The organism is Paraburkholderia unamae (assembly GCF_003268775.1).
GTDB lineage: Bacteria > Pseudomonadota > Gammaproteobacteria > Burkholderiales > Burkholderiaceae > Paraburkholderia > Paraburkholderia unamae.
The window spans coordinates 48,804-56,566 of record NZ_QLSU01000049.1 but is presented as its reverse complement, the minus strand read 5'-3'; the positions used below and the strand labels follow the sequence as shown (position 1 = coordinate 56,566).

At 61.4% G+C, this 7,763-nt stretch carries 5 protein-coding genes and 1 pseudogene; 4 read left to right on the top strand and 2 right to left on the bottom strand.

Features of this window, described 5'->3' with window-relative positions:
* Together C7401_RS42250 and C7401_RS45880 are read left to right on the top strand one after the other, a co-directional pair.
* Positions 1 to 1,860: type VI secretion system Vgr family protein (locus tag C7401_RS42250; RefSeq protein WP_112178001.1), on the top strand; the 1,860-nt coding region annotated here is incomplete at its 5' end.
* A gap of 2 nt (positions 1,861 to 1,862) precedes the next feature.
* Positions 1,863 to 2,135: pseudogene (locus tag C7401_RS45880) on the top strand (phospholipase D-like domain-containing protein); the annotation flags it as partial.
* Here C7401_RS45880 and C7401_RS42240 read toward each other — a convergent pair.
* Positions 2,089 to 3,423, bottom strand: a complete 1,335-nt coding sequence (locus C7401_RS42240; RefSeq protein ID WP_112178000.1) for a gallate dioxygenase — start codon at positions 3,421 to 3,423, stop codon at positions 2,089 to 2,091. The pseudogene C7401_RS45880 and the gene C7401_RS42240 sit on opposite strands and share 47 nt — an antisense overlap.
* 107 nt (positions 3,424 to 3,530) lie before the next feature.
* On the opposite strand from C7401_RS42240, the gene C7401_RS42235 reads away from it, so the two are divergent.
* Positions 3,531 to 4,544: a LysR substrate-binding domain-containing protein gene (locus tag C7401_RS42235; protein WP_112177999.1), complete on the top strand. Its 1,014-nt coding sequence runs from the start codon at positions 3,531 to 3,533 to the stop codon at positions 4,542 to 4,544.
* A 38-nt stretch (positions 4,545 to 4,582) separates the two neighbouring features.
* On the opposite strand, the gene C7401_RS45420 is transcribed toward C7401_RS42235, so the two are convergent.
* Positions 4,583 to 4,795: a hypothetical protein gene (locus C7401_RS45420; RefSeq protein ID WP_133254636.1), complete on the bottom strand. Its 213-nt coding sequence runs from the start codon at positions 4,793 to 4,795 to the stop codon at positions 4,583 to 4,585.
* Positions 4,796 to 5,462: 667 nt separating this feature from the next.
* On the opposite strand from C7401_RS45420, the gene C7401_RS42230 reads away from it, so the two are divergent.
* Complete coding sequence (locus tag C7401_RS42230; protein WP_112177998.1) at positions 5,463 to 7,658, top strand: TonB-dependent receptor; 2,196 nt, start codon at positions 5,463 to 5,465, stop codon at positions 7,656 to 7,658.
* Positions 7,659 to 7,763 lie beyond the last annotated feature (105 nt).

Here is a 7,763-nt window from a genome sequence, read left to right as displayed (position 1 = left end):
GACCCGACCACCTACGGCCAGCCGTATATCTACGGCACGAACCACCTCGACGCGGACGGGGCGCAGTGGGAGGCACAACTCAGGCACGAAGCGGCGATCGCCGGCCAGGTTGTGTACGAAGGCGCGGGCAACGTGTTCGCCTTGCAGTGCGCCACGGTGCTCGAAACGGATATCGTGCTGCCCGATGCGCCCAAAGGCATGGTCATCATCGAGGCCACGCACAGCGGCGCGCGTGACGCGGCGTATTCGAACACGTTCCGGGCCATTCCTGCTGACCGCCGTTTCCGTCTGGAACTGAAGCCGGAAACCTGGGCGAAAATCGGCGGTACGTTGAGCGCCCGAATTTGCAGCCCGGACAAGTACACCTACGCCTACCTCAATTCCGTGGGCTATTACGTTGTCCGCTTCGATGTGGACTTCGCAACATGGCCCAAAGGTGGCGAGAGCGTACCGCTGCGACTCGCCAAGCCCTTCGCGGGAAAGCTGCAAACTGGCTTCCACTTTGTCGCGCTGGACAACGATGAAGCGGTGATTTCTTTTCGAGATGGCGACCCTGATAAACCGGAAATTATTGCGTTTCATCATCATTCGCAGGCGCGCGACCTCATCACGAGTGATCGGCGCTGGCTCTCGCGTAACACGATCCGCACGCAGAGCAACAACAAACTGCGCATGGAGGACTGGGCGGGCCAGGAGGGCGTCAAGCTCAGCACGGAACATTCGGGCAAGTCACAACTGAATCTCGGTTACCTGGTTAATAACAAACTCGAATACCGGGGCGAAGGCTTCGAGACGAGAACATCGGGTTACGGGGTCAACCGCGCGGGCAAGGGGCTCATGTTCACGGCCTACGACCGGCCTGCTGCCACCGGCAAGCAACTGGACATGCAGGAGACCATCGCGCAGCTTGAGAGCGCGCTGGCGACCGCCAAGGCGCTTGCAGCATCTGCCAGCAGCGCGAAGGCCGAACCCGCCGACACCGACGCGCAGCAGCAGATGAAGGACGATCTGGATGGCCTGAAGAAGCCAGGACTGCTGATGAGCACACCGGCTTCGGCGGCGCTGGTTGCGGGCCAGGGCATGCAGTTCGCGGCGCAGGGCGACATCTCAGGGGTGGCAGGAAAGAGCGCGGACTGGAGCGTGCTCAAGCGCTTCACGGTCGCGGCGGGCGAGAAGATTTCGCTGTTCGTGCAGAAGTTCGGTATCAAAATCTACGCCGCGAAGGGACCGGTTGAATTCCAGGCACAAACCGACGCAATGTCGATGTACTCCGATCAGGACATGTCGATATCAAGCGTGAACGGCACGGTGCGTATCGTCGCGAAGCAGGAAATCACGCTCGAATGTGGCGGTGCATTTGTCCAGCTCAAGGACGGCAATATCACACTCGGTGGCCCTGCGGACCTGTTCCTCAAGTTCATCACGATCCAGCAGCAGGGCAAGGCGTCGCTGAACGCGCCGCTGGACCTGACTCATCCGGCGCTCTCGGGGTTGCCGACCACGCCCCTGACGTTCTATGCGGGCGCGTCGCCTTCAGCGCGGGCGGCGATCCCCGCAGGCATGCCCTGGAGCCTGTACGCGGGCAGCACCCTGGTCGGGCTGGGGGTGATGGACGAAACGGGCTTGATCCAGGTGGATCACCACCCCACAACGCAGAAATACACGCTCAAGCTCGCCAACGGAACAAGTTACGCCATTCCGGTAGCCGAACAGTACAAGGGTAATGCGGATAACGGCACGCTCGCCAACGGCGGGTTGCAATTTCACGAAGGGCAACCCACCGTCGCTTCCCGCACAGTTGATCGGGCTAAACATCGCGCCAACTACGCCGAATTGCTTGACCCGAAAAAGGACGTCTGACCATGACCCAGCAACCCCCGATTACCGTACCCGTTGCGCTGTCCTGCACCCGGAGCGCTGTGTTCAACCAGCGGTGGTTCGTACAGGACACGGAATACTACCCGGCTCAGGGGACGTTCAAGCCGCTGGTCAACGGCGAAGAGGCATTCGGCACGATCTACGATGCCATGTTGAATGCGAAGCGTTCGGTCGATATTATCTGCTGGGGCTTCCAGCCCTCGATGTATTTTAAGCGCGGAAGCGGCTTTGCGTCGGTGCCCATCGGGCAATTGCTTGCGCAGCTTCCTCCCACCCCTCAGCCCCGTCCACATCCCCCGCCACCGAATAAAGCACTTGCGTATTTCTCGTCTTGAGGAACTGCTCAAGCGGCTCCCCGCGCATGGCAGCGTAGATATGAAGGTTCGAAGTCCCAACCACTGCGCCAAGTTTTTCGAGCACGAAGAACACTACCCCATAATGAATCAACCCACGCCAATCGCGCCGACGCAAAAGGTCTTTCTCCTCGTCGGTTAGCCCGGCCTCGGCGAACGAGCGCTCCGGATCGGCCAGGAACGCGCGCCGGTGCTGCACATCGATCATCGCGTGCAGATACTTGTTCAACCGATACGCCTTGACACTCGATTCCAGGCCGAACGGATACGTACCCGTCAACGTCTGCGCGCCCGCAAGCTGCCGCGCCATATGCTCCCGGTGCCTTGCTTGCGCTTCTCCGGCCGGGGGCGTTGCTGCGTTCTCGAGCACGAGCGTGCCGATGCCCGTCATCGAAGGCAGGTAATAGCCACTGTGCACCTTCTTCACGCTGGCGCTCAGTGCGCCGCGCATGATCAGCCACATGATGACCTCGGCGCCTTCAAGGCCGCCCAGTTGCGCGTATTCGGCGTGCGTCATTTCCGCGAGCGCCTCCGGGTCGTTCGTGATCGCGTCGAGGAAGCGGTGGTCCCAATCCACGTTGTTGAAGCCCGCATGTTCGCCGTGCACCTGGTGTGAAAGGCCGCCCGTCGCCATCACCACCACGCGCAGATCCTCGGGGTAGCTTTCGATCGCGCGGCGCAGCGCCTGGCCGAGTTTGAAGCAGCGCCGCGCGGTGGGTATCGGGAACTGCAACACGCCCACCTGGAGCGGCACGACGCGTGTGGGCCAGCCCGTTTGCGTGCGGTCTAGCAGCGCTGACATCGGCGAGAAGAAGCCGTGGTCGAGCGGTTTGTCCTGGAAGAACGACATGTCGAATTCGTCGCTCATGAGGCTCGTGCCGATATGCCGCGCGAGCGCCGGATCTCCACCTATGCCGGGCAGGTCGCGCACGCCGCCGCCTTCGTCGGCGACCGGGTACTCGCTGCCGATGCCCAGCGCGAACGCCGAGTAGTGGTCGAAGAAGAACGACGTCACGTGGTCGTTGTAAACGTAGACGATGGCGTCGGGCTGCTGCTCGTGCAGCCAGCGCTTGACGGGCTCGAAGCTTTCGAAGATCGGCGCCCAGTCGGGGTCGTTTTCCTTGTGCGCGTCGTGCGCGAACCCGATGGTCGGGGTGTGCGAAACGGCGATGCCGCCAACGATCGTGGCCATGTCTCCGTGCTCCTTGTGTTGGATGGGTCGTGTCGATGACGCCAATGTAGGGTTGACGACAGGTTAAGTAAATTGACTTATTCGCGAAAATTCAATAACTTGAGGTTATGAAAAAGAGCGAACCCCGGCCGGGCGGGAAACCGGCCACCAAGCCCGACATCAACGCGGATGCGGCGCGCGAGGCGGTCGACGACGCGCGGCTGCTGCTGGCGTCGAGGCTGCGCCTTCGACATTTGAACTGTTTCGTGGCGATTGCCCAGGAGCGCACGCTCGCGCGGGCGGCGGCGCGTTTGCACCTGAGCCAGCCGGCCGTTTCGAAGACGCTTGTCGAACTGGAGGCGTGGGCGGGCGCGCGTCTTGTCGAACGTGGCAGGAATGGCGCGGCGCTTACGGCGCAAGGCGAGCACTTCTTGCGCTATGCACTCGACGCGACACGCGCGGTCGAGGCCTCCGCCGCAGCGCTCGCGCGCCACGACGCGCACGCGGCGCCAGCATTGCGATTAGGCGCCTTGCCGACCGTCGCGACGGCATTGCTGCCCTCGGCGCTCCTGCGCTTCAAGGCGCAGCGGCCGCATGTAGGCGTGAAGATTCAGACTGATTCGAACTCCGAATTATTGCGCGCACTAAAAGGCGGCGATCTCGATCTGATGGTGGGACGCATGGCCGAACCGGCCATGATGCAAGGCGTGTCGTTCGAGTATCTGTACACCGAGTCGCTGCTGGTCGTCGTGCGGGCGGGGCATCCGCTTGCGCTCGAAAGCGCCGAGCCTTCGCTTGACGCCGTGCTCGCCTTTGCGCTCGTGATCGCGGGTGAACGCACCGCGCCGCGTCATCACACGGAGGCGTTCTTTGAAACCCATGGTTTGGCGGTGCCCGAAGGCGCCATCGAAACGCAGTCGGCTTCCGTGGCACGTCTGATCGTCGCCCGCTCGGACGCCGTCTGGATCGTGCCGCAAAGGGTCGCGCAAAGCGATATCGACGCGGGACTGCTCGTGCGGATCGGCGTGCCGGCGCCGCGGGGCGTGGAGCCGATCGGCATTCTCCGGCGCAGCACCGTTGCGCTCAGCGAGGCAACCGGCGCACTCGCGCAGCAATTGCGCGAATGTGCGCAGGAGGCGTAAGGCAAGCCGGCGTGACGACGACGTCCACCGGCCTATCCTTACGCGCCTTCCGTGCGCCCCAATGCCTTTGCCGCTGCTATGCGAACTTCGAGCGGCGCCGCATCTTCGTTGATGACGCCGGTAAGGGCCGCTCTGGCGAACCGTCCACCCATTGAGCTAAGGCCCTCCACTGCGGCTACACGTAACTCAACCGGCATGCGTGTGTTATTGAGAGTTTTCTCAAGAGTCCGGAATGTATAGGCGTGGTGCATGGGAAATATCCTATTTCGTTTGTCTTCTACTTAATGAATTAGCGAAAGACTAGCGTTTGTCTGAGAAGATGGGTACTGTCCTTGAAAATAATTGACGTTTCCTTGTCGGAAATCTAGAGGGCAAGGTGGGCGACGCTGGGCCCCACCCAAAGCCCGGTAAGCGTTGTCGACGATGCGGGAGATCGATGATTTCGCCTGCGAAGGCTAAATTGTGCTCGTCACTTTCTCTTCACCTGTTTTGCCGCAATTCGCGAAGAACAAATAATCGCTAGTAAATTTGGACTCCATAATAAATGTGACATGCGATTTCCGATCCACTCGCGCGTACGCAGTCCTCGCTAGCACACCCAAAAAACAATTACGCAGACAAAATCGATCGGCAAATAATTACATTTAGTATTCAGAAAATTACATTAACCTTAATTCCGCCGTGGACGCGAAAACTGTTGTTTTGCCGCAGTTAGCGATTGAAACAGAATGAAACATATGGAATGATATCGATTCTCATTTCCTCGTAAAAATACGGGGCCAGACAACAACACCAGCCAGCCTAGCGTCGATTTCCCCGGTCCTTTTGGGGCGGCCCAGCCAGCCAATCAACCCGCGTCGTGCGCGCCAACCTTTCGCGCGTGTCGTTCGGCCGGGTCTTGCCTTGCACAGGGACCACATGTTGACCAGGACGCCGCTCGCGAGTGCGCTCGCGCTGGCTTTTGCCGTACCTTTCGCTTCTCCAGCGCTCGCGCAAAGCGCACCCGTTGCCAGTTCGGCCACCTCGGCCACCGCCGCTTCGGCAGCGGCGCCCGCCGCCGACAACGCCACGTTGCCCGCCATCTCCGTTTCGAGCCAGAGCGATGCTCAGGACTTCCAGGCAGAGCGGTCTACCGTGGGTGCGAAAACGCCCACGGCGCTGCGCGACATTCCGCAGTCGGTCACGGTCATCAACAAGGCGGTGATGCAGTCGCAGGGCGCCACGTCCTTTCAGGACGCGCTGCGCAACGCGCCCGGCATCACGATCGGCGGCGCGGAAGGCGGCCAGATCGGCAACAACATCAACCTGCGCGGCTTCACGGCGCAAAACGATATCTATCTCGACGGCTTTCGCGACCGCAACCAGTATTACCGCGACACCTTCGACCTCGAATCGATCGAAGTGCTCTACGGTCCTTCGTCGATGCTGTTCGGTCGCGGCTCCACAGGCGGCGTGATCAACCAGGTCACAAAGCAGGCCAACCTCAAGCCGCTCACCGAAGTCTCGACCACCCTCGGCACCGACGACCGTTACCGCGCCACGCTCGACGTGAACCGCCCGATCGGCGATCACGCGGCATTTCGCCTGAATGCGTTCGGCCAGTCGATGGGTTCGACGCGCGACGAGATGAAGAACAAGGACTACGGTTTCGCGCCCGAGCTGCGTTTTGGCATCGGCACGCCGACCGAGGTGACGCTCTCTGCGCTCATCCAGCACAACTACGACATGCCGGACTACGGCGTGCAGGCGATCAACGGCCGCCCGTTCGCGCCTTCGAAGAGCACGTTCTACGGCCTCACCGACGACCGCACGATCCAGGACGTGCAGACTGTTTCGGCGCGCGTGGATCACACCTTCAACGATCAGTTCAAGATCAGCAACCAGACGCAGTTCTCGCACTCGCTCACCGACGCGCGCGAAACCGCGCCGGGCGCCGTGCTCACGGGGCCGCTTTCCTCCAGCACGGCGCTCAAGAACGGCAACTTCACGAACCTGCCGCTGGAGGATCTCTACATCAAGCTCGCGAGCCACGACCGCGTGATCGAGAACCACTCGATCTACAACGATACGATGGCGCAGTACAAGTTCACCACGGGCTTCCTCAAGCACGAGATGCTCGCGGGCATCGAGATCGGCCACGACAGCTATACGAATCAGGCCTACACGCGCAACAATCTGCCGATTCTTTCGCTGCTCGACCCGGTCTATATCCCGACGCCTTCGAACGTCACGCAGACCGTGGGCAATCACGCGGAGTCGGGCGCGACCACGTTCGCGGCGTACTTCAACGAAACGATGTCGATTGGCGAGCACTGGAAGCTCATTGGCGGCGTGCGTTGGGACCGCTTCCAGGCGCATATCGCCAACACGATCAACGCGCCGCTGTACGCGGACCAGACCAACACGTTCACCAGCGTGCGCGCGGGCGCGATCTATCAGCCGACCGACTGGCAGTCGTACTACTTCTCGTACGGCACCTCGTTCGACCCGTCGCTCGAAGCGCTCACGGTCACGAACAATACGCAGAATCTCGCGCCCGAGCATACCAAGTCGTATGAAGTGGGCGCGAAGTGGGATCTACTGGGCGGCAATCTTTCGGTAACCTCAGCATTTTTCCAGCAGGAGATGGACAACGCGCGCACGCAGACATCGACCGGCGAATACACGCTCGAAGGCGATATTCGCGTGCGCGGCTTCCAGGCGGGCGCGACGGGGCATATCACCGACAAGTGGCAGGTGTTCGCGGGCTACACGTACATGGACGGCGTGGTGCTGAAGGCGCTGGACGGCACCCAGGGCAACACGCCGGCCAACACGCCGCGCAACACCTTTACGCTGTGGACCACGTATGCGTTCACGCCGCATTGGGAAATCGGCGGCGGCCCGACCTATATGTCGGCGCGCTACGCGGCGAACACGAACTATGTGGAAACCGGCGGCTACACCCGCTGGGACGCGACGGCCGCGTACCACGAGAAGAAGTGGGATGTGCGCCTGAATCTGCTGAATCTCACCAACAAGTTTTACTATGACGCCCTTATCCCGTCGGACGGCGGACGTTCGGTGCCGGGCATTGGCCGCACGTTCCTCGCGACGGCCGACTACCGGTTCTGACGCCCGCGCATGATGTAGACGACGCGCTTTTTTGCGCGTTGTCACGCGAAGCCCGCATAATGCGGGCTTTTTGCGCAATTGAACGAATGCGGCCGCACACGCGGC

What these genes read in the sequence shown, in the direction of transcription:
- C7401_RS42240 (WP_112178000.1), bottom strand. Translation starts at nt 3,423, where the DNA reads ATGGCCACGATCGTTGGCGGCATCGCCGTTTCGCACACCCCGACCATC.
- C7401_RS42235 (WP_112177999.1), top strand. Translation starts at nt 3,531, where the DNA reads ATGAAAAAGAGCGAACCCCGGCCGGGCGGGAAACCGGCCACCAAGCCC.
- C7401_RS45420 (WP_133254636.1), bottom strand. Translation starts at nt 4,795, where the DNA reads ATGCACCACGCCTATACATTCCGGACTCTTGAGAAAACTCTCAATAAC.
- C7401_RS42230 (WP_112177998.1), top strand. Translation starts at nt 5,463, where the DNA reads ATGTTGACCAGGACGCCGCTCGCGAGTGCGCTCGCGCTGGCTTTTGCC.